We start from the raw sequence: 26,818 nt of genomic DNA, 5'->3' as shown, positions 1-26,818 counted from the left end.
AACCTCCCTGATACGCTATTGTTTCAGCCCCGGCGATAACTCATGGTCATGGAAACCGAGTCGGCATAACGCAGGGCCAGTAGTTTATCGATCTCTACTTCAGCATAGGTTACCCAGGCATGTTCTTTCACGATATCGAGCACATCCTGAGTTAATTTTTCCAGCAGAGCGAAGCGGTTATCTTCAACATGGCGGATGATCGCTTTGGTAATGGTGCGGTAGTTGAGCGCGTCGTCGATGTTTTCGCTATTGCGCGCCTTATCCGCCGGGTAGTGGATGGCTACGTTAATCAGGACGTCCTGGCGGTTGTTGATTTCTTCTTCCTTGATACCGATGAAAGTACGCAACCGCAGATTTTTGATACGAATAATGGCGTCGGGTTGACTAAATGACATCAGAGAATCTCCACAGGTCTGATTATTGGCGCTCAGAATACACGGAAAGTAGGGAAAAGATAACGAGCTGGAGGAAACTCCCCGGAAGCCGGGGAGTCGGACGGTTAACCCTGTTCGGCCAGCTTGTAGGCGCGCCCGGTCGCCGGGCGGTTGCTGATGCGTTCGAACCAGTTGCGCACTGCCGGATAATCCGCCAGATCAATGCGCTGGCGCGGATGCGAAACCACCCAGGGATAGGTGGCGATATCGGCAATGCTGTAATTGTCGCCGCCCAGGTACGGATGCTTTTGCAATTCGGCTTCCAGCACGCCATACAGGCGCTTGGTTTCCAGATGGTAACGTTCGATGGCGTAAGGCACCGGCTGCGGCGCGTAATGGTTGAAATGATGGTTCTGCCCGAGCATGGGCCCAAAGCCCGCCACCTGCCAGAACAACCATTGCAGCGTGGCGGCGCGCTCACGCAGCCCTTTGCTCAGCAACTTGCCGGTTTTCTCCGCCAGATACAGCAGGATTTCGCCGGATTCGAACAGGCTGATAGGCGCACCGCCGTCAACCGGTTGCTGATCGACAATCGCCGGGATTTTGTTGTTGGGTGAAATGCTCAGAAAGTCCGGCTTGAACTGGTCGCCAGCGCTGATATTTACGCGATGGATACGGTAAGGTAAGCCAACCTCCTCCAGAAACAGGGTAATTTTGTGACCGTTGGGAGTAGGCGCGTAATACAGGTCAATCATGGTGCCTCCTGCGGTAAAGTGATCTGTAAGTCATTACACGTTGCAGCGGTCTTCGCCGCATACAAAGGTATATCAGAGATTCAGCTATACCCTATGAATTTCAAGTTGTAGCCAACATGTAGCTTGAAAGACAACGGGCATATAGTGTTACCCACAATAGCAGCTAAGAATAGCAGGCTATGTGAGATTCGTCTGATGCTATATCCGCAAGAGACATCACAATTTCAGGCCAATGAGGTTTAACCTTTCGTCAGCCTTGCCGTCCTTGGCCACTGCGATAAAATAGCGCATATATCCATGCTAAAGGAATGGTTATGAAGCTGATATTCGCCTCTGATATACACGGTTCACTCCCCGCCACTGAAAGTGTCCTGGATCGCTTTGAACAAAGCGGCGCCGACTGGCTGATTCTTCTGGGCGATTTGCTGAATCATGGGCCGCGAAATGCGCTGCCGGCGGGTTATCAGCCCGCTCAGGTTGCCGAACAATTGAATCGCTATAGCGACAAGATCATCGCCGTTCGCGGCAATTGTGACAGTGAAGTTGATCAAATGTTGCTGACGTTTCCCATCACCGCATCCTGGCAGCAGGTGTTGCTGCAAAAAAGACGATTGTTTTTAACCCACGGTCACCTTTATCATCCCTCGGCACTGCCGCCGTTATCTTCCGGCGATGTCCTGGTCTATGGCCACAGTCATGTACCGCAGGCGGAACGGCAGGGAGAGATTTACTGCTTTAATCCAGGGTCGGTCAGCATTCCGAAGGGGGGCTTTCCCGCCAGTTATGGCATACTGGAGGAGGGCATTTTAAGTGTGGTTACCCTGCAGGGCGGCAAGGCTGTTGCAGAGGTGGCATTAACGCACTAATTTATACACACACAATAAAAATCTTTGAAAAACACTCATTGATTAACCAGCGCGCGGGATGCAACGCGCCAAAATAGAAGGTTTTAGAGGATGGCGGAACAGGGTCAGGCTGCAGATACCGAGTGGGTTGATATCGTCAACGAGCAAAACGAAGTGATTGCTCAATCAAGTCGCCAACAAATGCGTGCTCAACGGCTGCGTCATCGTGCTACCTATATTGTGGTGCATGATGGAATGGGTAAAATTCTGGTGCAGCGTCGCACCGACATTAAAGACTTCTATCCGGGCTGGCTGGATGCCACCGCGGGCGGAGTAGTACAAAGCGGCGAAAACGTGCTGGATTCCGCACGCCGCGAGGCGGAAGAGGAACTGGGTATTGCCGGCGTGCCTTTCGCCGAACATGGCTTGTTCTATTTTGAAGAAGAACAGTGCCGGGTATGGGGCGCACTGTTTAGCTGCGTTTCCCACGGACCTTTCGCCCTGCAGGAAGAAGAAGTGGTTGAGGTGAGCTGGCTGACGCCGGAAGAGATCACCGCCCGTTGCGACGAATTCACACCGGATTCGCTGAAGGCGCTGTCGCTGTGGCTGACGCGCAACAACGAGCAGGCTTACGGTAAACCGCTACGCGACACCGACGAAAACGCCTGATAGTCGCCAGGTCGTCAACATGAAAAAGCCGGTCATATGACCGGCTTTTTTTATCCGATAACGCTGGGGTTATCAGGCTTTGGCGGCTGCATCAGCCTGTGCAGACTGAATGGCGGTCAATGCCACGGTGTAAACGATATCGTCGACCAGTGCACCGCGTGACAGGTCATTCACCGGCTTGCGCATGCCTTGCAGCATTGGCCCGATGGATACCAGGTCAGCAGAACGCTGTACTGCTTTATAAGTGGTGTTACCGGTGTTCAGATCCGGGAAGATGAACACGGTAGCCTGGCCGGCAACCGGCGAGTTCGGCGCTTTGGATTTCGCGACGTCGGCCATGATAGCGGCGTCGTACTGCAGCGGGCCATCAATGATCAGATCAGGACGTTTTTCCTGTGCCAGGCGGGTTGCCTCGCGCACTTTCTCGACGTCGCTACCCGCACCGGAGTTGCCGGTAGAGTAGGAGATCATCGCCACGCGCGGCTCGATACCGAAGGCGGCAGCAGAGTCTGCAGACTGAATCGCGATTTCAGACAATTGCTCGGCGGTCGGATCCGGGTTGATCGCGCAGTCGCCGTAGACCAGAACCTGGTCAGGCAGCAGCATGAAGAACACGGAGGACACCAGCGAGCTGCCCGGAGCGGTTTTGATCAGCTGCAGCGGTGGGCGGATGGTGTTGGCGGTGGTGTGGACCGCGCCGGAAACCAGACCGTCGACTTCGCCTTTCTCCAGCATCAGAGTACCGAGAACCACATTATCTTCCAACTGCTCACGGGCAACCACTTCAGTCATGCCCTTGCTTTTGCGCAGTTCAACCAGACGCGGCACGTACTGCTCGCGCACGGCGACCGGATCAACGATTTCGATGCCTTTGCCCAGCTCAACGCCCTGAGCCGCAGCTACGCGCTGGATCTCTTCCGGGTTGCCCAGCAGGACGCATTCCGCGATACCGCGTTCAGCACAGATGGCCGCCGCTTTCACGGTGCGTGGCTCGTCGCCTTCCGGCAGTACGATACGTTTGCCGGCTTTGCGTGCCAGCTCGGTCAGCTCGTAACGGAACGCCGGTGGAGACAGACGACGTGAACGCTCGGAGGTGGCGGTCAGCGACTCGATCCACTCTGCGTTAATGTGGCTGGCCACGTAGTTCTGCACTTTCTCGATACGCTGATGGTCGTCCGCCGGCACTTCGAGGTTGAAGCTTTGCAGGCTGAGCGAAGTCTGCCAGGTGTTGGTGTCGACCATAAATACCGGCAGGCCGGTCTGGAAGGCGCGTTCACACAGCTTTTTGATCGGCGCATCGATGGCATAGCCGCCGGTCAACAGAATGGCGCCGATTTCCACGCCGTTCATCGCCGCCAGGCAGGCGGAAACCAGCACGTCAGGACGGTCTGCCGAGGTGACCAGCAGGGAGCCCGGACGGAAGTGTTCCAGCATGTGCGGAATGCTGCGCGCACAGAAGGTCACGGACTTCACGCGGCGAGTCATGATATCGCCTTCGTTGATCACGGTAGCCTTCAGGTGACGGGCCATGTCGATGGCGCGAGTGGCGATCAGATCAAAGCTCCACGGCACGCAGCCCAGCACCGGCAGCGGGCTGTTGGCAAACAGCTGAGCAGGATCAACGTTAGTCACGCTGGCTTTGGTGGAGTCGTCGAAGATCTCGGACAGGTCAGGACGGGTGCGGCCCTGCTCGTCAACCGGAGCATTCAATTTGTTGATGATGACGCCGGTGATGTTTTTGTTTTTGCTGCCGCCGAAGCTGCTGCGAGCCAGCTCAATGCGTTCTTTCAGCTGTGCCGGGGAATCGTTGCCCAGCGCCAGGACGAAGACGATTTCCGCATTCAGGGTTTTGGCGATTTCATAGTTCAGCGCATTGGCGAACTGGTGTTTACGGGTCGGCACCAGGCCTTCGATCAGTACCACTTCCGCGTCTTTGGTGTTCTCATGGTAGCGAGCCACGATCTCTTCCATCAGCACGTCTTGCTGGTTGGAGCCCAACAGGCCCTCAACGTAGCTCATGCGCAGCGGTTCGGCCGCCGGAATGGTGGAGTTGCTGCGGATGATGGTGGTGGTCTGGTCGAGAGAGTCGCCGCCGGTGCGTGGCTGGGCGATAGGTTTGAACACGCTCAGACGAACGCCTTTCTGCTCCATGGAGCGGATGACACCCAGGCTGACGCTGGTCAGACCGACGCTGGTGCCAGTGGGGATCAACATAATTGTACGTGACACAGAATAGTCCTCTTCACGATTAACATGAGGCTAAAACAGCACCGCCAGCCTGGGCTGACGGTGTCGGAGAGCGTTACGCGGTCAGACGGGATGCGTCTTGCGCGATGACCAACTCTTCGTTGGTCGGGATAACCAGTGCCAGGCGGCTGCCGTCTTTGGTGATGGTGCCGGATTTACCGAAACGGGCGGCCATATTGCGCTCGTGGTCAATCTCGAAGCCCAGCAGGCCCAGTTTATCCAGGGTCAGCTCACGTACCATACCGGCGTTTTCGCCGATGCCGCCGGTGAAGATCACCGCGTCCAGACGGCCGTCCATCAGTGCGCTGTAAGCGCCGATGTATTTGGCCAGACGGTGGCAGAACACATCCATCGCACGCTTGGCGTCGGCTTTGCTTGTGTAGTTGTCTTCAACATAACGGCAGTCGCTGGTGACTTCGGTCAGGCCCAGCAGGCCGGATTCTTTGGTCAGCATTTTGTTGATTTGATCAACGCTCATGCCCAGGGAGTCGTGCAGGTGGAAGATGATCGCCGGATCGATGTCACCGCTGCGGGTACCCATCACCAGGCCTTCCAACGGAGTCAGACCCATGGAGGTGTCAACGCATTTCCCGTTGCGCACTGCGGTAACGGAACCGCCGTTACCCAAGTGGCAGGTGATCACGTTCACTTCTTCAACCGGCTTGTTCAGCATCTTCGCGGCTTCTTGGGTCACGTAGAAGTGGCTGGTGCCGTGCGCGCCATAGCGGCGAACGCCGTGATCGCGATACAGGCTGTACGGCAGGGCGTACAGGAAAGATTCTTCCGGCATGGTCTGGTGGAATGCGGTGTCGAACACGGCAACGTTTTTATCCGCCAGGTTAGGGAAGGATTTCAGTGCTTCAGCAATACCGATCAAATGCGCTGGGTTATGCAGTGGTGCAAATGGCACCGAATCTTTGATACCCTGCAAGACTTCATCATTGATCACGGCAGAAGCGGTAAACTTCTCGCCGCCGTGCACAATGCGGTGACCGATAGCGGTCAGTTGGGCAGAAAGCTCCGGTTTTTGTGCCAGAATAGTATTAACAATGTAGTTCAGTGCTTCGCTGTGCGCAGCGCCGGCACCCAGAGCCGCTTCGTGTTTGGCGCCGTCCATCTTCCACTTGAGGCGAGCCTCAGGCAGGTGGAAACATTCGGCCAGGCCGGAGAGGTGTTCTTCACCGTTGACAGCATCGATGATAGCGAATTTCAGGGAAGAACTGCCGCAGTTAAGAACCAGTACTAGCTTACTCGACATGGAAGTACCTACTTAAATAGTTCGTGTTGTTAAAGGAAAACCCAAACACGTGGTGAATTAATCGTCAATCAGACAACAAGCGTAGCGCATAATGCCGTTGACATTTATGATTAACATCATGTGAAGTGCACAAATCACATGATGATGAAAAAACCGATGATTTCTCTGCGGTTTAAGTAATCTTCATTTTTATAGGGCTAAAAGTTGACAGAATTATTGTCATCTTCTACCGGCCAAAAGGCCGGCCTAGGATACCGATAGCCTGCAGCAAACACAAAATAAATTTAAAGCTTCAAATTTTTTAGTATTGTGTTTGCAGTACCCCCATTTTTACTACGTGACGTTGAGGTACGCGATGACGAGCAAACCGTCCGGTTCCGTAAGCTGGTTTCAGGTCTTCCAGCGCGGGCAGCATTATATGAAAACCTGGCCGTCAGACAAACGTCTGGCTCCGGTCTTTCCGGAGAATCGCGTTGCGAGCGCCACCCGCTTTGCCGTCCGCTTTATGCCGCCGCTGGCGGTGTTTACCCTGACCTGGCAGATTGCGCTGGGCGGTCAGCTCGGCCCGGCGATCGCCACCGCGTTGTTCGCCTGCAGCATGCCGATGCAGGGGTTATGGTGGTTGGGGCGTCGTTCGGTCACGCCGTTGCCGCCAACGCTGCTGCAGTGGTTCCATGAAGTGCGCAACAGACTGGCGGAAGCCGGTCAGGCGGTCGCACCGGTGGAAGGCACTCCGACTTATCAAACGCTGGCGGATTTGCTGAAACGTGCCTTCAAGCAGTTGGATAAAACCTTCCTGGACGATCTTTAAGCCTTAAAGGGCCGCAGTGATAGCGGCCTTTTTCGTGATAACGCCAATAACCCCGGTTTAAATCAAAGAACGGTCGAGTTGTGATTTCCTGCGATATTGCGCTGTGCGATGCTTTCGTCATAAGCAATTTACCGAGGAAATTATGATGGAAATGACCCATGCCCAACGATTGATCCTGTCGAACCAGTACAAGATGATGACGCTGCTCGACCCGGACAACACTGAACGTTACCGCCGTTTGCAGACGATCATCGAGCGTGGTTTTGGCTTGCAGATGCGCGAGCTGGATCGCGATTTCGGCGAAATGAGCGAAGAGGTGTGCCGCACGATCATCAACGTAATGGAGATGCACCACGCCTTGCAGGTCTCCTGGGATAATCTGAAAGACAAACAGGGTATTGAGGCGCGTCGCCTGGCTTTTCTCGGCTTTGATGCCGCCACTGAAGCGCGCCATCTGAGCTATGTGCGTTTCCTGGTTACCACCGAGGGGCGCTATACTCATTTCGATTCCGGCAGCCACGGCTTTAACGCCCAAACCAAAATGTGGGAAAAATACCAGCGTATGCTGGCAATCTGGCTGTCATGCCCACGTCAGTATCACCTAAGCGCCGTTGAGATTGCGCAAATTATCAATGCCTGATTAAAAAGAGGTTTCCTGTGGAGTGTAAGGGTTTTCTGTTCGATCTTGATGGGACGTTGGTTGATTCTCTGCCGGCAGTGGAGCGTGCCTGGATTAATTGGGCCAAACGCCGTGGCATTAATCCGCAGGACGTACTGGATTTTATTCACGGTAAACAGGCCATTACCTCGTTGCGCCACTTTATGCCCGGTGAAAATGAGGCTGCCATTCAGCAGGAGTTTCTGCTGCTGGAACAGGTAGAAGCGCAAGATACCGACGGCGTCACCGCGCTGCCGGGGGCCGCTGCCTTGCTGGCTCGGTTGAACGCACTCGACATTCCGTGGGCGATCGTCACCTCCGGTTCTATTCCGGTCGCCACCGCCCGCCGTAACGCCGCTGGCTTGCCGCAACCGGAGGTGTTTATCACCGCCGAGCAGGTAAAACATGGCAAGCCTCAGCCGGACGCCTATCTGCTGGGTGCCGAGCGCCTGGGGTTGGCACCGCAGGATTGCGTGGTGGTTGAAGATGCGGCTGCCGGGATCCTTTCAGGGTTGGCGGCAGGCTGCCAGGTGATCGCGGTAAATGCACCGGCCGATGCTCCTAAGCTGGATCAGGTCGATCTGCTGCTGTCGTCCCTGGAGCAAATCGCGGTGAGGAAGACAGAGCAGGGCGCCGTAGTCGATCGGGTCGCCTGACGGGCCTTATCTTCACCCAAATTGATTAGACCCCGCATCGGCGGGGTTTTTTTATGCTAGTTTTTAAGACCTTGACTATGTCTGCCGGATGAGGCCGTTTTGAACAGCGAATTACTGTGGGTGCTGAGTTTACTGTTGATTGCCATCGTGCTGTTTACCACCAATAAGCTGCGGATGGACGTGGTGGCGCTGCTGGTGATCATCGCTTTTGTGTTGAGCGGTACGCTGACCCTGCAGGAAGCGACGGTGGGCTTCAGCGATCCTAACGTGATCCTGATTGCCGCGTTGTTTGTGATCGGCGAAGGGCTGGTGCGTACCGGCGTGGCCTATCAGGTGGGCGACTGGCTGGTGAAAGTCGCCGGCAGCAGTGAAACCAAAATGCTGATGTTGCTGATGGTCACCGTGGCGGGATTGGGGGCGTTTATGAGCTCGACCGGCGTAGTGGCGATCTTTATCCCGGTGGTGCTCAGCGTGGCGGCACGGATGAAAATTGCACCGGGCAGGCTGATGATGCCACTGAGTTTTGCCGGCCTGATCAGCGGTATGATGACGCTGGTGGCAACACCGCCGAACATGGTGGTGAACAGCGAGTTAGTGCGCGAGGGTATCGACGGCTTCGGTTTCTTTGGCGTGACGCCGGTTGGGCTGGTGGTGTTGGTGCTGGGCGTGGGATATATGCTGGTGGCGCGGCGCTGGCTGGGCAATAACGACGGGGATAAAAGCCGGGAAACCTGGCAACGCCGCACCTTCCGCGATCTGATCCGTGACTACAAACTGAACGGCAGGGCACGCCGGTTGGCGATCCGCAGCGGATCGCCGCTAGTGGGCCGCTCGCTGGATGAATTGCATCTGCGCGCCCGCTACGGGGCCAACGTGGTGGGGATCGAACGCTGGAAGCGCTTCAGGCGGGTGATGGTCAGCGCATCCGGCAGTACCGAACTGCGAGAAGGCGACGTGCTGTTGATCGACATGTCGGACAGCCAGATCGACTTGCGCGAGTTTTGCAGCGAGCAGCAACTGGAGCCGATGGTGCTGCGCGGCGACTATTTCTCCGAACAGGCGCGCAACGTCGGCATGGCGGAGGTGTCGTTGATTCCGGACTCGACGCTGCTGGGCAAAAGCCTGCGCGAATCGACGTTCCGCAGTCGCTATGATTTGAACGTGGTCGGCATTCGCCGCAATGGCGAAACCCTGTCGGGCAAACTGGTGGATGAATCGCTGATGTTGGGCGATATCCTGCTGGTGATCGGCGACTGGAAGGCGATCCGCCAACTGCAGGCGAAAACCCATGATTTTATTGTCCTCAATTTGCCGGCAGAGGTGGACGAGGTAGCTCCGGCCATCACCCAGGCACCGCACGCGCTGTTTTGCCTGGCGCTGATGGTGGCGATGATGCTGACCGATGAAATCCCCAATCCGATCGCCGCGCTGATTGCCTGCTTGCTAATGGGAAAATTCCGTTGCATCGATATGGAAAGTGCCTATAAGTCGATTCACTGGCCGAGCATCATTTTGATTGTCGGCATGATGCCGTTCGCCCAGGCGTTGCAGAAAACCGGTGGGGTGGACTTGATCGTGCGTGGATTGATGGACGTTGCCGGCGGTGCCGGGCCACGTGTGATGCTGGTGTGCCTGTTTGCGCTGTGCGCCACGATAGGTCTGTTTATCTCCAACACCGCCACCGCCGTGCTGATGGCACCGATCGCCATTGCCGCTGCGCGCGAGATGGGCGTTTCGCCATACCCATTCGCCATGATTATCGCTATTGCCGCCTCGGCCGCCTTTATGACGCCGGTTTCTTCGCCGGTGAACACGCTGGTACTGGGGCCGGGGAACTATAAGTTCGGTGATTTTGTGCGGATTGGCGTGCCGTTCACGCTGCTGGTTATGTTGGTCAGCGTGATTATTGTGCCGTGGCTGTATGCATTTTAACGGCGCAGCGGGCTGCGCCAGGGCTGTTACAGGGAAGAGTCCAGGCTGATTTCATCCAGAGACAGGCTGAAACTGGGGATAAACACGTTCATGAAATAGTCCATTTCCGGGCTGCTGCGCTGCTGCAGGGTCTTTTCAAGTCGGGCTTTCGCCAGCTTGAATTCGTTGTTGCCGGCAGACAACTCTTCCAGACATTTCAGGTAGGCACACAACGCATCGGCCTGTTTCACCACCAGCTTTTCGTCTTCGGTGTAGTAATGCTCATCGAGAATCGACCGGAAATCGTTACGTAATTCCGCCGGGATCATATCCAGCAGTTTCTGCTGGGCGATTTTTTCGATTTTCTTATATTCGTGGGCGATCTGCGGATTGTAGTACTTGATCGGCGTTGGCATATCGCCGGTAATCACTTCGCTGGCATCGTGGTACATCGCCAGCAGGGCGACGCGTTCGGGGCTCAGGTTGCCATTGAATTTTCGGTTTTTGATCACCGCCAACGCGTGGGCGACAAACGCCACTTGCAGGCTGTGTTCGGAAACGTTCTCGGTACGTACGTTGCGCATCAGCGGCCAGCGGTTGATCAGTTTCAAGCGGGACAGGTGGGCAAAGAAATGGCTCTGGCTCATGGTGCTCTCTTCTACAACGGCAAGTGAGGGTTCCATTGTGAGCAGTGACGACGGGTTATGCAACCGGGGCGTGCAGGGAAGGGGCGCAGCAACCGGCTGCGCCCGCTGAGATTACTGACGATAACTTTCCAGGAAGCGGCCCAGTTTGCCCACGGCCATTTCCAGTTCATCGACGCGCGGCAGAGTAACGATACGCACGTGGTCGGGATACGGCCAGTTGAATGCGCTGCCTTGCACCAGCAGCACTTTTTCCTGCAGCAGCAGATCCAGCACCATTTTCTGGTCATCATGAATGTTAAAGCGTTTGGCATCGATGCGCGGGAACATATACAGCGCGCCCTGAGGCTTCACGCAGGAAACGCCTGGAATGTCATTCAGCAGTTCCCAGGTACGGTTACGCTGTTCATACAGGCGGCCGCCGGGTTGAATAAACTCGCTGATGCTCTGGTAGCCACCCAGTGCAGTTTGGATCGCGTGCTGCATCGGCACGTTGGCGCACAGGCGCATGGACGCCAGCATCTCCAGCCCTTCGATATAGCCTTTGGCGTGTTTCTTCGGCCCGTTCAGGACCATCCAGCCCTGACGGAAACCTGCAACGCGGTAGGTCTTGGACAGCCCGTTGAAGGTGACGGTCAGCAGATCCGGCGCCAGCGCGGCGATAGAATGGTGTTCGGCTTCGTCATACAGGATCTTGTCGTAAATCTCATCCGAGAAGATGATCAGGTTGTGCTGGCGGGCGATCTCGACAACCTGCTCCAGCAGTTCTTTGCTGTATACCGCGCCGGTCGGATTGTTCGGGTTAATGATCACAATGCCGCGGGTGCGTGGAGTGATTTTGCTGATAATGTCGTCCAGATCCGGGAACCAGCCCGCCTCCTCATCGCACAGGTAATGCACGGCCTTGCCGCCGGACAGTGACACAGCGGCAGTCCACAGCGGGTAATCCGGTGCCGGCACCAGCATTTCGTCACCGCTGTTCAGCAGTGCCTGCATGGATTGCACGATCAGCTCAGAAACCCCATTGCCGATGTAGATATCCTCAACGGTCACGTCACGGATATTACGCGCCTGGTAGTGCTGCATGATCGCTTTACGTGCCGAGAAGAGCCCTTTGGAATCGGAGTAGCCTTGCGCCGTCGGCAGATTGCGGATCACATCGACCAGGATTTCATCAGGGGCGTCGAAACCAAACGGGGCAGGGTTGCCGATGTTCAGTTTGAGGACTTTATTGCCTTCTTCTTCAAGACGTTTAGCTTCTTTGAGCACCGGGCCGCGAATGTCATAACAGACGTTGTCCAGTTTGTGGGATTTCTCAATGGGGGACATAGAAAGTTGAGCCTTTTGCTGGAATGGGGGCATTCCTACCGTGGAACACCGCAACCCGCTCAATGTACTCCTGGCGCTGGCGCTTTTGAAGGGTTATGCACGCCTTTGGTGCAAACGAGTGGTCCAAAGGCCAATTTAAGCGATGATAAACAATGTTAAAGTATTTATTTGGTTTTTAATATTTCATAACAATGGATTAGTGGTTTTTTATCCCGTTTTCATGGCGTTGTGTTAACATTATTGACCCTGTTCAGAAAGCTGGGGACGACAGATTTTTGCGCACTGATAAGCCAGAGGGGAGGATTACCCGGATAAACTGTAAAGAAATGATAATACCGGAGTAGTCTGATAGCGGGTTGTCAATCGGCAACCCAAACTGAGTAATATGGCGATATTACATTAGTAATATTTCAGTCTCTTTCTTAAGTAAAATTTAACTAATTGTTCCCATATTATTCACGTGGGAAATGTTACTAATTGAATTTATTAAAATCATCAAGAGAGGGTCCTGCGCAACGCAGTAAATAACTTACTTCTTCTCGAAGGTAGGGGGGCTGAAGCCTGTCAGTTCGCGGAAGTCGCGCAGCACGATTGGTGTGGCAATCCAGTATTGTGAATGAGTAAAATCTTTGGTTCGGTAAAAATTAAACACTTTCACTAGTAATAAAGCACAGCGTTCTATAAGCATCCGCGATAGATCGCATTTTAAAAGGCGATAGAGGTAACGAAATATAAGTAATTTTTTTGCCCTCCACTAATGAGTGGGGTACTGTCATGTCAGGCATCGTCCCTTTAAAACGATGTCTTAGAAACACACCAGGGTAGTTTGTAAATTAGAATTCAAAAAGTGAAGAAAACACTATGACAACTGCAAATCGTCCGATACTTAATCTCGACCTCGATCTGCTAAGAACCTTTGTGGCTGTTGCTGATTTGAACACCTTTGCGGCGGCGGCAGTAGCCGTTTGTCGTACCCAATCAGCCGTCAGTCAACAAATGCAGCGGTTAGAGCAACTGGTTGACAAAGAGTTGTTTGCCCGTCACGGGCGCAACAAATTATTGACCGAACACGGTATTCAGCTTCTCGGTTACGCCAGGAAAATCCTGCGCTTCAACGACGAAGCCTGTACCTCTCTGATGTACAACAATATAAAAGGTGTTTTGACTATCGGCGCTTCTGATGATACCGCCGATACCATCCTGCCTTTCCTGCTTAACCGCGTCACGTCGGTTTATCCTAAGCTGGCGATTGATGTGCGGGTGAAACGCAGCCCGTTCATGCTCGATATGCTGGAAAACGGCGAAGTCGATCTGGCGATTACGACGGTGGAAACCGAGGGGCATCCGCACATTGTGCTGCGCACTTCGCCGACCCTGTGGTATTGCTCTGCAGATTACCGTTATCAGGCCGGTGAGCCGATCCCATTGGTGGTGATGGACGAACCCAGCCCGTTCCGCTCGATGGCGATCAAACACCTGGATGATGCCGGGATCCCATGGCGCATCGCTTATGTGGCCTCGACGCTTTCAGCCGTTCGCGCTGCCTGCAAGGCTGGCTTGGGGATCACGGTCCGGCCTATCGAGATGATGAGCCCTGATTTGCGGGTGCTGGGTGCGGTAGAAGGCTTACCGCCATTGCCAGACACCCAATATGCCCTGTGCAAGGACACGCAGTGTGGCAACGAACTGGCGATGGCGATTTTCAGCGCCGTACAAAACGGCAACGACAGTTACAGCTTCAATAGAGCGAGTTCATCCCAGCAGGATGATACTTGCCTGGCCGACGGCGAGGAATAACCTCCCGGCGCGTTAAGCTGCACGTTAAAACCTCTGCTTCGGTGGAGGTTTTTTTTTGCCGTAATTTCGGAAAAATTGACTTTATGAAGGTTAGAGTGGATTTGTTTATCGAAGTGGCTGTTTGTTTAACTACTTTCGGTAATGAGAACCGTTATCAGGTGAGGAATAAATGGTTTTGCTTGTTTTTTGAACTTAAAGGAATGCGCGTAAAGGCCTGGAATTAATATGGTTATTTTGGTAATTTATTGCGGATGTTTTTACGTCTGAATTTGACAAAATTTGTTAAAGGCCCACACTTTTTTTGAGGAATTATGCTGAAAACGTGTCCTGGATCAAAAAAATACCCCTAGGTAGTGAGTGGAAGAACAGGAGATTCCTGAGACAATGGTATAGTAAAACTGAAATAAGCATGTTGGTTTATATCTATCTGTTTCTACACGGCAATTGACTGACACGATTTAGCCTAAGCCAGTCGCATCAAATGTTAATTAAATGATGGGTATGTAAACTAGTGTGTAGATACTTTTGTCAAAGTTGACAAAAGGTTATAGAAAGGAGTAAAAAGCCCACAGTAAAACGCTGCCTAACTCTCTGTAAAAGCAGTTTGTTTGTGTGGTTAATTTATCCTTCCCTTAAATCGATGTGGTGCACTAACTGCCAGTTACAAGAGCAGTGCGATCGACGCCACTTTTGATGAGTAAGCATAGAGTATGTCAACTACCACTGAAGTTATCGCTCATCACTGGGCGTTCGCCGTATTTCTTGTCATGGCTATCGGGCTTTGCGGCCTCATGCTGCTGGGCGCGTTTTTCCTGGGCGGGAGAGCCCGCGCGCGCGCGAAACACACCCCGTTTGAATCCGGGATCGACTCGGTCGGTACGGCGCGTATGCGTCTGTCCGCCAAGTTCTACCTGGTCGCCATGTTCTTCGTCATTTTCGATGTTGAAGCCTTGTACCTGTATGCCTGGTCGGTCTCCGTTCGCGAGAGTGGTTGGGTGGGCTTTATCGAAGCCGCCATTTTCATTTTGGTGCTATTGGCAGGTTTGGTTTATCTGGTGCGTATCGGCGCATTGGATTGGACGCCGTCGCGTTCCAAACGTCTCAGTAAACCAGGCACAATCACTAACACCAACCGTCATCCGCAGTAGTCATTTGTGGTTAAAAACGAGGCATTAAGATGGACTATACGCTCACCCGCATAGACCCGAACGGTGAGAATGACCGTTACCCCCTGCAAAAACAGGAGATCGTCGCCGATCCCCTGGACCAACAGGTTCACCGCACGGTTTACATGGGTAAACTCGAGCATGCGCTGCATGACATGGTGAACTGGGGGCGTAAGAACTCTATTTGGCCATACAACTTCGGCCTTTCGTGCTGTTACGTAGAGATGGTGACGTCGTTTACCGCCGTTCACGACGTGGCGCGCTTCGGTGCCGAAGTATTGCGTGCATCGCCACGTCAGGCTGACCTGATGGTCGTGGCCGGTACTTGCTTCACCAAGATGGCCCCGGTTATTCAGCGCCTGTACGAACAGATGCTGGAACCAAAATGGGTTATTTCGATGGGCGCCTGCGCCAACTCCGGCGGCATGTACGATATCTATTCCGTCGTGCAGGGCGTGGACAAGTTCCTGCCTGTCGACGTGTACATTCCTGGCTGCCCACCGCGCCCGGAAGCTTACATGCAAGCACTGATGCTGTTGCAGGAATCCATCGGTAAGGAACGTCGTCCGTTGTCATGGGTTGTCGGCGATCAGGGCGTGTACCGCGCCAACATGCAGTCTGAAAGAGAGCGTAAACACGGCGAGCGTATCGCGGTGACCAACCTTCGGACGCCTGACGAGATTTAAGACGTTCATTTAACGTCCATCTTAGTGCGCTATTGGTTAACACAGCGAAAAGTGAACTTGCGGCGAAATAACCCTTTAGTGTGGTGAAAAAAAATTATGACAGATTCAACGACGCACGACGCCCTGCCATCATGGCAAACCAGGGATCACCAAGACGATCCGGTGATTGGCGAACTGCGCAACCGCTTTGGGCCGGAAGCCTTTACTGTTCAGCCCACCCGTACCGGAATGCCCGTGGTATGGGTTAAACCTGACCAGTTACTGGAAGTAATGACGTTCCTGAGAAAACAGCCGAAGCCTTATGTCATGCTGTTCGATCTGCATGGCGTAGACGAGCGTCTTCGCACCCACCGCGACGGTTTGCCTGCCGCGGATTTTTCTGTTTTCTACCATCTGATTTCCATCGAACGTAACCGCGACATCATGCTGAAAGTGGCGCTGTCTGAAAAAGACCTGCACGTGCCCACGGCGACCAAGGTATTCCCGAATGCCAACTGGTATGAGCGTGAAACCTGGGAAATGTTCGGTATTACCTTCGACGGTCACCCGCACCTGACGCGCATCATGATGCCGCAGACCTGGGAAGGCCACCCACTGCGTAAAGATTATCCGGCACGCGCCACCGAGTTCGATCCCTTTGTGTTGACCAAACAGAAAGAAGATCTGGAAATGGAGTCGCTGACTTTCAAACCGGAAGAGTGGGGCATGAAACGCGGCACCGAAAACGAGGACTTTATGTTCCTCAACCTCGGTCCGAACCACCCGTCTGCGCACGGTGCGTTCCGTATTATTCTGCAGCTGGACGGCGAAGAGATCGTCGACTGCGTGCCGGATATCGGTTATCACCACCGCGGCGCCGAGAAAATGGGCGAACGCCAGTCCTGGCACAGCTACATTCCGTACACCGACCGCATCGAATACCTCGGTGGCTGCGTAAACGAAATGCCTTACGTGCTGGCCGTTGAGAAACTGGCCGGGATCAAGGTGCCGGATCGCGTTGACACCATCCGCGTAATGCTGTCTGAACTGTTCCGCATCAACAGCCACCTGTTGTACATCAGTACCTTCATTCAGGACGTCGGCGCAATGACCCCGGTGTTCTTTGCCTTTACCGACCGTCAGAAAATCTACGATCTGGTTGAAGCGATCACCGGTTTCCGTATGCACCCGGCCTGGTTCCGCATCGGCGGCGTCGCGCATGATCTGCCGCGCGGCTGGGATCGCCTGCTGCGTGAGTTCCTCGAGTGGATGCCGAAACGTCTGGATTCTTACGTCAAGGCCGCGCTGAAGAACAGCATCCTGAAGGGCCGTTCTGTCGGCGTAGCATCTTACAATGCCAAAGAAGCGCTGGAATGGGGCGTGACCGGCGCCGGCCTGCGTGCCACCGGCATCGAGTTCGACGTGCGCAAATGGCGCCCGTATTCCGGCTATGAGAATTTCGACTTCGAAATCCCGGTCGGCGACGGCAACAGCGACTGCTACACCCGCGTAATGTTGAAGGTGGAAGAGCTGCGCCAGAGCCTGCGCATCCTCGAACAGTGCCTGAACAACATGCCGGAAGGCCCGTTCAAGGCCGATCACCCGCTGACCACGCCGCCGCCGAAAGAGCGCACGCTGCAGCATATTGAAACGCTGATCACCCACTTCCTGCAGGTTTCCTGGGGCCCGGTGATGCCAGCCAACGAATCATTCCAGATGATTGAAGCCACTAAAGGGATCAACAGCTACTACCTGACCAGCGACGGCAGCACCATGAGCTACCGCACCCGGGTACGTACGCCAAGTTTTGCTCACCTGCAGCAAATCCCTGCGGTAATCCGTGGCAGCCTGGTCTCCGACCTGATCGTCTATCTGGGTAGTATCGATTTTGTAATGTCAGATGTGGACCGCTAACTATGCATGATCAAAAAGACAATCACGCAGTCAACGATGCGCTTGAGCCAATCAATGCAGCCGCTCCCCAGAGCGGCGCTGATGCATTTGTACTGAGCGCGGAAGAACGTGATGCGATCGAGCACGAAAAGCACCATTACGAGGATCCACGCGCCGCCTCCATCGAAGCACTGAAAATTGTGCAGAAGCAGCGCGGTTGGGTTCCGGACGGTGCGATTTACGCCATCGCGGAAGTGCTGGGCATTCCTGCCAGCGACGTAGAAGGCGTGGCCACGTTCTACAGCCAGATTTTCCGTCAGCCAGTAGGGCGTCACGTGATCCGTTATTGTGACAGCGTTGTCTGCCACATCACCGGGTACCAGGGCATTCAGGCCGCCATCGAGAAAAAACTGAGCATCAAACCGGGTCAAACCACCTTTGATGGTCGCTTCACTCTGCTGCCGACCTGTTGCCTGGGCAACTGCGATAAAGGGCCAACCATGATGATTGATGAGGATACTCACAGTCAGCTGAAGCCTGAAGATATCGAGACGCTACTGGAGCAGTATCAATGATTAAAGACATTGTACGCACTCCCGAAATGCACCCGCTGACCTGGCGGCTGCGCGATGACAAACAGCCGGTCTGGCTGGATGAATACCGCAGCAAAAACGGTTATGCAGGCGCCGAGAAAGCCATCAAGGGCCTGGCCCCGGACGAGATCGTCAACCTGGTGAAAGACGCTGGGCTGAAAGGCCGTGGCGGCGCAGGTTTCTCCACCGGTTTGAAGTGGAGCCTGATGCCGAAAGACGAATCCATGAACATCCGTTACCTGCTGTGTAACGCCGATGAAATGGAGCCGGGCACCTATAAAGACCGCTTGCTGATGGAGCAACTGCCGCACCTGCTGGTGGAAGGCATGTTGATCTCCGCATTCGCGCTGAAAGCCTATCGCGGCTACATCTTCCTGCGTGGCGAATACATCGAGGCGGCGGTGCATCTGCGTCGCGCCATCGCTGAAGCGACCGAAGCGGGCCTGCTGGGCAAAAATATCATGGGCAGCGGCTTCGATTTCGAGCTGATCGTCCATACCGGCGCCGGCCGCTATATCTGCGGCGAAGAAACCGCTCTGATCAACTCGCTGGAAGGCCGTCGTGCCAACCCGCGTTCCAAACCGCCTTTCCCGGCTTCCTCCGGCGTCTGGGGCAAGCCAACCTGCGTAAACAACGTAGAAACCCTGTGCAACGTTCCGGCAATCCTGGCGAACGGCATTGAGTGGTACCAGGGGATCAACGGCGGCAAAAGCAAGGATGCCGGCACCAAACTGATGGGTTTCTCGGGCCGGGTGAAAAACCCAGGCGTTTGGGAACTGCCGTTTGGCATCACCGCGCGTGAAATTCTGGAAGACTACGCCGGCGGCATGCGTGACGGTCTGCGCTTTAAAGCCTGGCAGCCAGGCGGCGCGGGCACCGACTTTTTGACCGCCGATCACCTCGATCTGCCGATGGATTTCGAGAGCATCGGCAAAGCCGGCAGCCGTCTCGGCACCGCGCTGGCGATGGCGGTGGATCACGAAATCGGCATGGTTCCGCTGGTGCGTAACCTGGAAGAGTTCTTCTCACGCGAGTCTTGCGGTTGGTGTACGCCGTGCCGCGATGGCCTGCCGTGGAGCGTGAAGATCCTGCGCGCGCTGGAGAATGGCGAAGGGCAGCCGGGGGATATCGAAACCCTCGAGCAGCTGTGCCGTTCCCTTGGCCCAGGTAAAACCTTCTGCGCTCATGCGCCAGGTGCCGTAGAGCCACTGCAAAGCGCGATTAAATATTTCCGTGAAGAGTTTGAAGCAGGCATAGCCGTTAAGCACTTCAGCAACGCGCATGCGATTGGCGGCATCCAGCCGAACAATCTGCTGAAGCAACGCTGGTAAGCCGGCTCGTTCCGACAACACGGCCAGAATTTTTGATTAACGCCTGCCGTAAGGCAGGCCACTTGGAAGCATGCTGACTATGGCTACGATTCATGTAGACGGCAAAGAATACGACGTAGATGGCGCTGACAACCTGCTGCAGGCTTGTCTCTCCCTCGGGCTCGATATTCCTTACTTTTGCTGGCATCCGGCGCTGGGAAGCGTCGGCGCTTGCCGCCAATGTGCGGTAAAGCAATACCAAAACGCGGAAGATACGCGTGGCCGTTTGGTGATGTCTTGTATGACACCGGCATCGGATGGAACCTTTATTTCCATCGACGATTCCGAAGCCAAACAGTTCCGCGAAAGCGTGGTCGAGTGGTTGATGACCAATCACCCGCACGACTGTCCGGTATGTGAAGAAGGCGGTAACTGTCACCTGCAGGATATGACAGTAATGACCGGCCACAGCTTCCGTAAATACCGTTTCAGTAAGCGTACCCACAACAATCAGGAGCTGGGGCCGTTTATCTCGCATGAGATGAACCGCTGTATCGCCTGTTACCGTTGCGTGCGCTACTACAAAGATTACGCGGATGGCACCGATTTCGGCGTGTACGGCGCGCACGACAACGTCTACTTCGGGCGTACGGAAAGCGGCACGCTGGAAAGCGAGTTCTCCGGTAACCTGGTGGAAGTGTGTCCGACCGGCGTGTTCACCGACAAAACTCACTCCGAGCGGTATAACCGTAAGTGGGATATGCAGTTTGCGCCAAGCATCTGTCAGCAGTGCAGTATCGGCTGTAACACCAGCCCGGGCGAGCGCTATGGCGAACTGCGTCGTATCGAAAACCGCTACAACGGCAGCGTGAACCACTATTTCCTGTGTGACCGCGGCCGCTTTGGCTATGGCTACGTGAACCAGAAAGATCGTCCGCGTCAGCCGCAGCAGCTGCGCGGCAATGACTGGATCACCCTGAACGCCGAACAGGCGATGCAGGGCGCGGCGGACATTCTGCGTCAGGCAAAGAAAACCATCGGTATCGGCTCGCCGCGCGCCAGCCTGGAAAGCAACTTTGCGCTGCGTGAACTGGTTGGCGCCGAGAATTTCTACACCGGTATTGCCCAGTCTGAGCAGGCACGCCTGAACCTGATGCTGAACGTGCTGCAAAACAGCGGCGTTTACACCCCGGCACTGCGCGAAATCGAAGACTACGATGCCGTTCTGGTTCTGGGTGAAGATTTGACCCAGACCGGCGCACGCATCGCGCTGTCGGTTCGCCAGGCCGTGAAGGGCAAGGCACGTGCGATGGCTGCGGCACAGCGCGTTGCCGACTGGCAGATTGCGGCAATACAAAACATCGGCCAACGCGCCAAACACCCGCTGTTCGTCACCAACGTGGATAACACCCGTCTGGACGACATCGCGGCGTGGAACTACCGCGCGCCGGTGGACGATCAGGCTCGCTTTGGCTTTGCCATTGCCCATGCGCTGGACAACGCAGCGCCGGCGGTCAGCGATTTGGCTGCCGACCTGAACAAGAAAGTCGACATCATCGTGCAGGCACTGACCGACGCGCGCAAACCGCTGATCGTTACCGGCAGCAACGCCGGCAGCGAAGCCATCATCGAAGCGGCGGCCAACATCGCCAAGGCGCTGAAGGATCGCGGTTCTGACGTTGGCATTACCTTCGTCGCCAGCGCCGCCAACAGCGTCGGTCTGTCGATGATCGGCGGCGGTTCGCTCGATGAAGCGTTGGCGAAGCTGGAAAGCGGCGAAGCCGACACCGCCATCGTGATGGAAAACGATCTTTACCGTCACGCACCGGCGGCGAAAGTGGACGCTGCACTGGCGAAGGTCAGCAACCTGATCGTGGCCGATCACCAGCGCACCGCGATCATGGATAAGGCCAACCTTATCCTGTCAGCGGCCAGCTTCGCTGAAAGCGACGGTACGTTGGTCAACCAGGAAGGCCGCGCGCAGCGCTTCTTCCAGGTTTACGATCCGGCTTACTACGACGATGCGAAGAAAGACGTTTACACCGTGATGCTGGAAAGCTGGCGCTGGATGCATTCGCTGCACTCCACCTACACCAGCCGCCACGTGGATTGGACACAGCTCGACGACGTGATCGCAGCCTGCGTCACGGCGCTGCCGCAGTTGCAGGGCATTGTGGAGGCTGCGCCGGATGCGAGTTTCCGCATTCGCGGCCAGAAGCTGGCGCGTTCTCCAATTCGCTCCAGCGGCCGCACCGCCATGCGCGCCAACATCAGCGTGCACGAACCGCGTCAGCCGCAGGATAAAGACACCATGTTTGCCTTCTCGATGGAAGGGAACAACAGCCCGCTGGCCGATCGTCAGCAGATCCCGTTCGCCTGGGCGCCAGGCTGGAACTCACCGCAGGCATGGAACAAATTCCAGGCCGAAGTGGGCGGCAAGCTGCGTCATGGCGATCCGGGTATCCGCCTGATCGAAGCAGGGGAGGGTAACCTGGGTTACTTCACCAATGTGCCTGCCGCCTTTAATCATGCGGAAGGCTGGCGTGTCGCGCCGTATTACCACCTGTTCGGCAGTGATGAAATGTCACAGCGTTCCGGTGTGATCCAGCAGCGTATGCCAGAAGCTTATGTGATGGTGAACCCGACCGATGCCGCTGCGCTTGGCGTTAATGCCGGTGCGCTGGTGGAGTTCAGCTGTGCGGGCCAGCAGCTTCGTCTGCCGGTGCGTCTGAGTGAAACTCTGACCCAGGGCCAGGTTGGTTTGCCGCTTGGCTTGCCAGGGATCCCACCGGTGCTGGTGGGCGCAACGGTTGAAAATCTGCGGGAGGCAACACGATGAGCTGGTTTACCCCTGAGGTGATCGACATTCTGATCTCCATTCTTAAAGCGGTAGTGATCCTGCTGGTCGTAGTGAGCTGTGGGGCATTCATGAGCTTCGGTGAACGCCGTCTGCTCGGCCTGTTCCAGAACCGTTATGGACCGAACCGTGTCGGCTGGGGCGGCTCGTTGCAGCTGGTCGCCGACATGATCAAAATGTTCTTCAAGGAAGACTGGGTACCGAAATTCTCCGACCGGGTGATCTTCACCCTGGCGCCGATGATCGCCTTTACTTCCCTGTTGCTGGCATTTGCCATCGTCCCGGTCAGTCCGACCTGGGCGGTGTCCGACCTCAACATCGGTATTCTGTTCTTCCTGATGATGGCCGGCCTGGCGGTTTACGCCGTGCTGTTCGCCGGCTGGTCGAGCAACAACAAATACTCGCTGTTGGGGGCGATGCGTGCTTCTGCGCAAACCCTGAGCTATGAAGTGTTTCTCGGCCTGTCGCTGATGGGCGTTGTGATGCAGGCTGATTCGTTCAACATGCAGGCCATCGTTGAATCGCAGGCTCACGTCTGGAACGTCATTCCGCAATTCTTTGGTTTTATTACCTTTGCGATTGCCGGGGTTGCGGTGTGTCACCGCCATCCGTTTGACCAACCGGAAGCCGAGCAGGAACTGGCTGACGGCTACCACATTGAATATTCCGGCATGAAGTTCGGTCTGTTCTTCGTGGGCGAATATATCGGTATCGTCACCGTTTCCGCCCTGATTGTGACGTTGTTCTTCGGCGGCTGGCAGGGGCCGTTCCTGCCGCCATTCATCTGGTTCGCGCTGAAAACGGCTTTCTTCATGATGATGTTCATTCTGATTCGTGCTGCTCTGCCACGTCCGCGCTATGACCAAGTGATGTCTTTCGGCTGGAAAGTGTGCCTGCCGCTGACGCTGCTGAACCTGCTGGCGACCGCCGCAGTCATTTTGTACAACGCTCAATAAGGGGTGAATAAACCATGACATTGAAAGAGTTATTGGTTGGTTTCGGCACCCAGGTGCGCAGCATTTGGATGATAGGCCTGCACGCCTTCGCCAAGCGCGAAACCCAGATGTATCCGGAAGAACCGGTTTACCTGCCGCCGCGCTACCGTGGCCGCATCGTGCTGACGCGCGATCCGGACGGCGAAGAGCGTTGCGTGGCCTGTAACCTGTGTGCGGTTGCCTGCCCGGTTGGCTGTATCTCGCTGCAAAAAGCAGAACAGAAAGACGGCCGTTGGTATCCGGAGTTCTTCCGCATCAACTTCTCGCGCTGCATTTTCTGCGGCCTGTGCGAAGAAGCTTGCCCGACCACCGCAATCCAGCTGACGCCGGATTTCGAAATGGGTGAGTTCAAGCGCCAGGATCTGGTGTACGAAAAAGAAGATCTGTTGATCTCGGGGCCGGGTAAATATCCGGAATATAACTTCTACCGGATGGCCGGTATGGCGATTGACGGCAAAGCCAAGGGCGAAGCCGAAAACGAAGCCAAACCGATCGACGTCAAAGGTCTGTTGCCTTAAGGAGCCAGCAAGCATGGAAATTGCCTTTTATCTGGCAGGTTTGATTGCGATTGTCGCGACGATTCGCGTGATCTCGCATACCAATCCTGTGCATGCGTTGCTGTATCTGATCGTCTCGTTACTGGCGATCTCTGCAGTCTTTTTCTCACTCGGCGCGTACTTTGCCGCCGCGCTGGAAATCATCGTTTACGCCGGTGCCATCATGGTGCTGTTCGTGTTCGTGGTGATGATGCTGAACCTCGGCAACGCGGTGCAGCAGCAGGAGCGCGAGTGGCTGAAGCCGTCGGTGTGGATCGGGCCTGGTCTGATGTCGTTGGCGCTGCTGGTGGTACTGATTGTCGCTATCCGCAGCCTGTCCGATCAGGGTATCAGCGGTGAGATGGTTGACGCTAAAGCCGTGGGGATCAGCCTGTTCGGTCCTTACGTTCTGGCGGTTGAACTGGCTTCAATGCTGCTGTTGGCAGGTCTGGTTGTTGCCTTCCACATTGGCCGCGAGCACAAACCGGGCGAAGTGTTGAGCAACGCCCCGGCCAGTAGCGAAATGGCGAGAAGAAAATCGGAGGAGCAAGCATGATCCCTCTTCAACATGGTCTGATCCTGGCGGCGATCCTGTTCGTGCTCGGCCTGACCGGGCTGACGCTCCGTCGCAACCTGCTGTTTATGTTGATCAGCCTGGAAGTGATGATTAACGCCGCAGCCTTGGCGTTTATCGTGGCGGGCAGCTATTGGGGCCAACCGGACGGGCAGGTGATGTATATCCTGGCGATCAGCCTGGCGGCTGCCGAGGCCAGCATTGGTCTGGCGTTGCTGCTGCAGCTCTACCGTCGTCGTCATACCCTGAATATCGATACTGTCAGTGAGATGCGCGGATGAACCTATTATATTTAACTATTCTGCTACCGCTGATCGGGTTCCTGCTGTTGGCATTTTCCCGTGGCCGCTGGTCTGAAAACGTCTCGGCGACCGTCGGGGTAGGCTCTATCGGCTTGGCTGCTCTGGTTACGGTGCATGTGGCGATGGATTTCTTCGCCCAGAAAGCCACTGGCGTGCAGCTGTTTGAGCAAAGCCTGTGGAACTGGATGACCGTCGGCAATTTCAATATCGGCGTGACGCTGACGCTGGACGGCCTGTCGCTGACCATGCTGTCTGTGGTTACCGGCGTCGGTTTCTTCATCCACATGTTCGCTTCCTGGTACATGCGCGGTGAAGAGGGGTATTCGCGCTTCTTCGCTTACACCAACCTGTTTATCGCCAGCATGGTGATACTGGTACTGGCAGACAACCTGTTGCTGATGTACCTGGGTTGGGAAGGCGTGGGCCTGTGCAGCTACCTGTTGATCGGTTTCTACTACAAGGATCCGGCCAACGGTGCAGCGGCGATGAAAGCCTTCATCGTGACCCGCGTCGGCGACGTGTTCCTGGCGTTCGCGCTGTTCATTCTCTACAACGAGCTGGGCACGCTGAATATCCGTGAACTGATGATCCTGGCGCCGCAAAAGCTGGCCGTCGGCGATACCGCCATCACCTGGGCTACCCTGATGTTGCTGGGCGGCGCGGTCGGTAAATCGGCGCAGCTGCCGTTGCAGACCTGGTTGGCTGACGCAATGGCGGGTCCAACCCCGGTTTCAGCGCTGATCCACGCTGCGACCATGGTAACCGCCGGTGTTTACCTGATTGCTCGTACTCACGGCCTGTTCCTGATGGCGCCGGAAGTGCTGCATCTGGTGGGTATCGTCGGGGCTGTGACCCTGGTGCTGGCCGGCTTTGCCGCGCTGGTGCAGACCGACATCAAACGCGTGCTTGCTTACTCCACCATGAGCCAGATTGGCTACATGTTCCTGGCGTTGGGCGTGCAGGCGTGGGATGCGGCGATCTTCCACCTGATGACCCACGCGTTCTTCAAGGCGCTGCTGTTCCTCTCCTCCGGTTCGGTGATCCTGGCCTGCCACCACGAGCAGAACATCTTCAAGATGGGCGGCCTGCGCAAGAGCATTCCGCTGGTTTACGTCTGCTTCCTGGTGGGTGGCGCTGCGCTGTCGGCGTTGCCGCTGATCACTGCCGGCTTCTTCAGTAAGGATGAGATCCTGGCGGGCGCGATGGCGAACGGTCACCTCAACCTGATGATTGCCGGTCTGGTCGGGGCGTTCATGACCTCGCTCTACACCTTCCGTATGATTTTCATCGTGTTCCATGGCGAAGAGAAAATCAAAGCGCATGCCGGTAAAGGCATCACTCACCACCTGCCGCTGTTGGTTCTGCTGGTGCTGTCCACCTTCGTTGGCGCGATGATTGTTCCGCCATTGCAGGGCGTACTGCCGGACACCACCGAGCTGGCGCACGGTAGCGTGCTGCAACTGGAGATTACCTCCGGCGTGGTGGCTATCGCCGGTATCCTGCTGGCGGCAGCGCTGTGGTTGGGCAAACGCAGCCTGGTCACCAGCATCGCTAAAAGCGCGCCGGGGCGTTTCTTCTCGACCTGGTGGTTCCATGCCTGGGGCTTCGATTGGCTGTATGACAAAGTCTTCGTCAAGCCTTACCTGGGCATTGCGAAACTGCTGCAGCGCGATCCGCTGAACTCGATGATGAACTTGCCGGCCATTTTCTCCCGCTGGGGGAACCGTGGTCTGACGGTGAGCGAGAACGGTCAGGTGCGTTGGTATATAGCGTCTATGGGTGTGGGTGCAGTGGTCGTATTGGCGCTGTTGATAATAATTTAAAGCATTTATCGGGCATAGCTCTGTGCTATGTACAATGTTTTATACCGTATGGATTTCGCGTTGTAGCTAGGCGGCAAGTGCGAGCATCCCCTGGAGCTTACTTAGGTAAGTGACAGGGGTAAACGCCCGCAGCCAACAACGCTACAGCGT

At 55.6% G+C, this 26,818-nt stretch carries 24 protein-coding genes; 18 read left to right on the top strand and 6 right to left on the bottom strand.

The genetic code is table 11. The features are described from left to right. Window positions 1–23 precede the first annotated feature (23 nt). Both folX and yfcG read right to left on the bottom strand, forming a co-directional pair. The gene (gene folX / locus SERAS12_RS17555; protein WP_004947317.1) at window positions 24–395 is read right to left on the bottom strand and encodes a dihydroneopterin triphosphate 2'-epimerase; all 372 of its coding nucleotides are present in this window, start codon (window positions 393–395) and stop codon (window positions 24–26) included. A 104-nt stretch (window positions 396–499) separates the two neighbouring features. Beyond that, a complete protein-coding gene (gene yfcG, locus SERAS12_RS17550; RefSeq protein ID WP_004947314.1) occupies window positions 500–1,129 on the bottom strand; it encodes a GSH-dependent disulfide bond oxidoreductase in 630 nt (209 codons plus the stop codon). A gap of 314 nt (window positions 1,130–1,443) precedes the next feature. On the opposite strand from yfcG, the gene yfcE reads away from it, so the two are divergent. Both yfcE and yfcD read left to right on the top strand, forming a co-directional pair. Beyond that, window positions 1,444–1,995, top strand: a complete 552-nt coding sequence (yfcE, locus tag SERAS12_RS17545) for a phosphodiesterase (RefSeq protein WP_013813903.1) — start codon at window positions 1,444–1,446, stop codon at window positions 1,993–1,995. 90 nt (window positions 1,996–2,085) lie between these two features. Then, entirely contained in the window at window positions 2,086–2,643 is a 558-nt protein-coding gene (gene yfcD / locus SERAS12_RS17540; protein ID WP_004947308.1) for an NUDIX hydrolase YfcD, read from the top strand. A 72-nt stretch (window positions 2,644–2,715) separates the two neighbouring features. Here yfcD and pta read toward each other — a convergent pair whose 3' ends face one another. Both pta and ackA read right to left on the bottom strand, forming a co-directional pair. Beyond that, the gene (gene pta / locus SERAS12_RS17535) at window positions 2,716–4,872 is read right to left on the bottom strand and encodes a phosphate acetyltransferase (protein ID WP_013813902.1); all 2,157 of its coding nucleotides are present in this window, start codon (window positions 4,870–4,872) and stop codon (window positions 2,716–2,718) included. Between the two features lie 73 nt (window positions 4,873–4,945). Then, on the bottom strand, window positions 4,946–6,148 hold the full coding sequence (ackA, locus tag SERAS12_RS17530; RefSeq protein ID WP_013813901.1) for an acetate kinase: 1,203 nt from the start codon (window positions 6,146–6,148) through the stop codon (window positions 4,946–4,948). A gap of 355 nt (window positions 6,149–6,503) precedes the next feature. Here ackA and yfbV point away from each other — a divergent pair, with 355 nt between their 5' ends. The 4 genes from yfbV (at window position 6,504) to SERAS12_RS17510 (ending at window position 10,205) form a co-directional block, all read left to right on the top strand. Continuing rightward, entirely contained in the window at window positions 6,504–6,959 is a 456-nt protein-coding gene (gene yfbV, locus SERAS12_RS17525; RefSeq protein WP_013813900.1) for a terminus macrodomain insulation protein YfbV, read from the top strand. Between the two features lie 145 nt (window positions 6,960–7,104). Next, on the top strand, window positions 7,105–7,599 hold the full coding sequence (locus tag SERAS12_RS17520) for a YfbU family protein (RefSeq protein ID WP_006326874.1): 495 nt from the start codon (window positions 7,105–7,107) through the stop codon (window positions 7,597–7,599). Window positions 7,600–7,616: 17 nt separating this feature from the next. Continuing rightward, the gene (locus tag SERAS12_RS17515; RefSeq protein WP_013813898.1) at window positions 7,617–8,273 is read left to right on the top strand and encodes a sugar phosphatase; all 657 of its coding nucleotides are present in this window, start codon (window positions 7,617–7,619) and stop codon (window positions 8,271–8,273) included. A gap of 99 nt (window positions 8,274–8,372) precedes the next feature. Beyond that, window positions 8,373–10,205 (top strand): SLC13 family permease, encoded by a 1,833-nt coding sequence (locus SERAS12_RS17510; RefSeq protein ID WP_013813897.1) that lies wholly within the window; start codon window positions 8,373–8,375, stop codon window positions 10,203–10,205. Window positions 10,206–10,231: 26 nt separating this feature from the next. Here SERAS12_RS17510 and yfbR read toward each other — a convergent pair whose 3' ends face one another. Beyond that, on the bottom strand, window positions 10,232–10,831 hold the full coding sequence (yfbR, locus tag SERAS12_RS17505) for a 5'-deoxynucleotidase (protein WP_013813896.1): 600 nt from the start codon (window positions 10,829–10,831) through the stop codon (window positions 10,232–10,234). Window positions 10,832–10,942: 111 nt separating this feature from the next. Beyond that, the gene (locus SERAS12_RS17500) at window positions 10,943–12,157 is read right to left on the bottom strand and encodes a pyridoxal phosphate-dependent aminotransferase (RefSeq protein WP_013813895.1); all 1,215 of its coding nucleotides are present in this window, start codon (window positions 12,155–12,157) and stop codon (window positions 10,943–10,945) included. An 861-nt stretch (window positions 12,158–13,018) separates the two neighbouring features. On the opposite strand from SERAS12_RS17500, the gene lrhA reads away from it, so the two are divergent. From lrhA to nuoL, 12 genes are all read left to right on the top strand, one after another. Further along, window positions 13,019–13,954, top strand: a complete 936-nt coding sequence (lrhA, locus tag SERAS12_RS17495; RefSeq protein ID WP_013813894.1) for a transcriptional regulator LrhA — start codon at window positions 13,019–13,021, stop codon at window positions 13,952–13,954. A gap of 710 nt (window positions 13,955–14,664) precedes the next feature. Continuing rightward, the gene (locus tag SERAS12_RS17490) at window positions 14,665–15,102 is read left to right on the top strand and encodes an NADH-quinone oxidoreductase subunit A (RefSeq protein ID WP_004947282.1); all 438 of its coding nucleotides are present in this window, start codon (window positions 14,665–14,667) and stop codon (window positions 15,100–15,102) included. Between the two features lie 29 nt (window positions 15,103–15,131). Then, the gene (locus SERAS12_RS17485) at window positions 15,132–15,806 is read left to right on the top strand and encodes an NADH-quinone oxidoreductase subunit B family protein (RefSeq protein ID WP_004947278.1); all 675 of its coding nucleotides are present in this window, start codon (window positions 15,132–15,134) and stop codon (window positions 15,804–15,806) included. Between the two features lie 96 nt (window positions 15,807–15,902). Beyond that, window positions 15,903–17,699, top strand: a complete 1,797-nt coding sequence (nuoC, locus tag SERAS12_RS17480; protein WP_004947275.1) for an NADH-quinone oxidoreductase subunit C/D — start codon at window positions 15,903–15,905, stop codon at window positions 17,697–17,699. Between the two features lie 2 nt (window positions 17,700–17,701). Beyond that, a complete protein-coding gene (nuoE, locus tag SERAS12_RS17475) occupies window positions 17,702–18,253 on the top strand; it encodes an NADH-quinone oxidoreductase subunit NuoE (RefSeq protein ID WP_004947273.1) in 552 nt (183 codons plus the stop codon). Then, on the top strand, window positions 18,250–19,602 hold the full coding sequence (gene nuoF / locus SERAS12_RS17470) for an NADH-quinone oxidoreductase subunit NuoF (protein ID WP_006317998.1): 1,353 nt from the start codon (window positions 18,250–18,252) through the stop codon (window positions 19,600–19,602). Before nuoE ends, nuoF begins: the two co-directional genes overlap by 4 nt. A gap of 79 nt (window positions 19,603–19,681) precedes the next feature. Continuing rightward, window positions 19,682–22,420, top strand: a complete 2,739-nt coding sequence (nuoG, locus tag SERAS12_RS17465) for an NADH-quinone oxidoreductase subunit NuoG (RefSeq protein ID WP_143760037.1) — start codon at window positions 19,682–19,684, stop codon at window positions 22,418–22,420. Continuing rightward, window positions 22,417–23,394, top strand: a complete 978-nt coding sequence (gene nuoH, locus SERAS12_RS17460) for an NADH-quinone oxidoreductase subunit NuoH (RefSeq protein WP_013813891.1) — start codon at window positions 22,417–22,419, stop codon at window positions 23,392–23,394. Before nuoG ends, nuoH begins: the two co-directional genes overlap by 4 nt. A gap of 14 nt (window positions 23,395–23,408) precedes the next feature. Further along, window positions 23,409–23,951: an NADH-quinone oxidoreductase subunit NuoI gene (gene nuoI / locus SERAS12_RS17455; protein WP_004947256.1), complete on the top strand. Its 543-nt coding sequence runs from the start codon at window positions 23,409–23,411 to the stop codon at window positions 23,949–23,951. A 13-nt stretch (window positions 23,952–23,964) separates the two neighbouring features. After that, complete coding sequence (gene nuoJ, locus SERAS12_RS17450; protein ID WP_013813890.1) at window positions 23,965–24,525, top strand: NADH-quinone oxidoreductase subunit J; 561 nt, start codon at window positions 23,965–23,967, stop codon at window positions 24,523–24,525. Then, window positions 24,522–24,824, top strand: a complete 303-nt coding sequence (gene nuoK / locus SERAS12_RS17445; protein WP_004947249.1) for an NADH-quinone oxidoreductase subunit NuoK — start codon at window positions 24,522–24,524, stop codon at window positions 24,822–24,824. The genes nuoJ and nuoK overlap by 4 nt, the downstream gene beginning before the upstream one ends. Next, the gene (gene nuoL / locus SERAS12_RS17440; RefSeq protein ID WP_013813889.1) at window positions 24,821–26,668 is read left to right on the top strand and encodes an NADH-quinone oxidoreductase subunit L; all 1,848 of its coding nucleotides are present in this window, start codon (window positions 24,821–24,823) and stop codon (window positions 26,666–26,668) included. The genes nuoK and nuoL overlap by 4 nt, the downstream gene beginning before the upstream one ends. Window positions 26,669–26,818: the final 150 nt, after the last annotated feature.

The sequence above is a fragment of the Serratia sp. AS12 genome, assembly GCF_000214195.1.
GTDB classification, from domain to species: domain Bacteria; phylum Pseudomonadota; class Gammaproteobacteria; order Enterobacterales; family Enterobacteriaceae; genus Serratia; species Serratia plymuthica.
The sequence above is the reverse complement of the archived record's forward strand: the minus strand, read 5'-3'. Positions and strand labels throughout refer to the sequence as shown.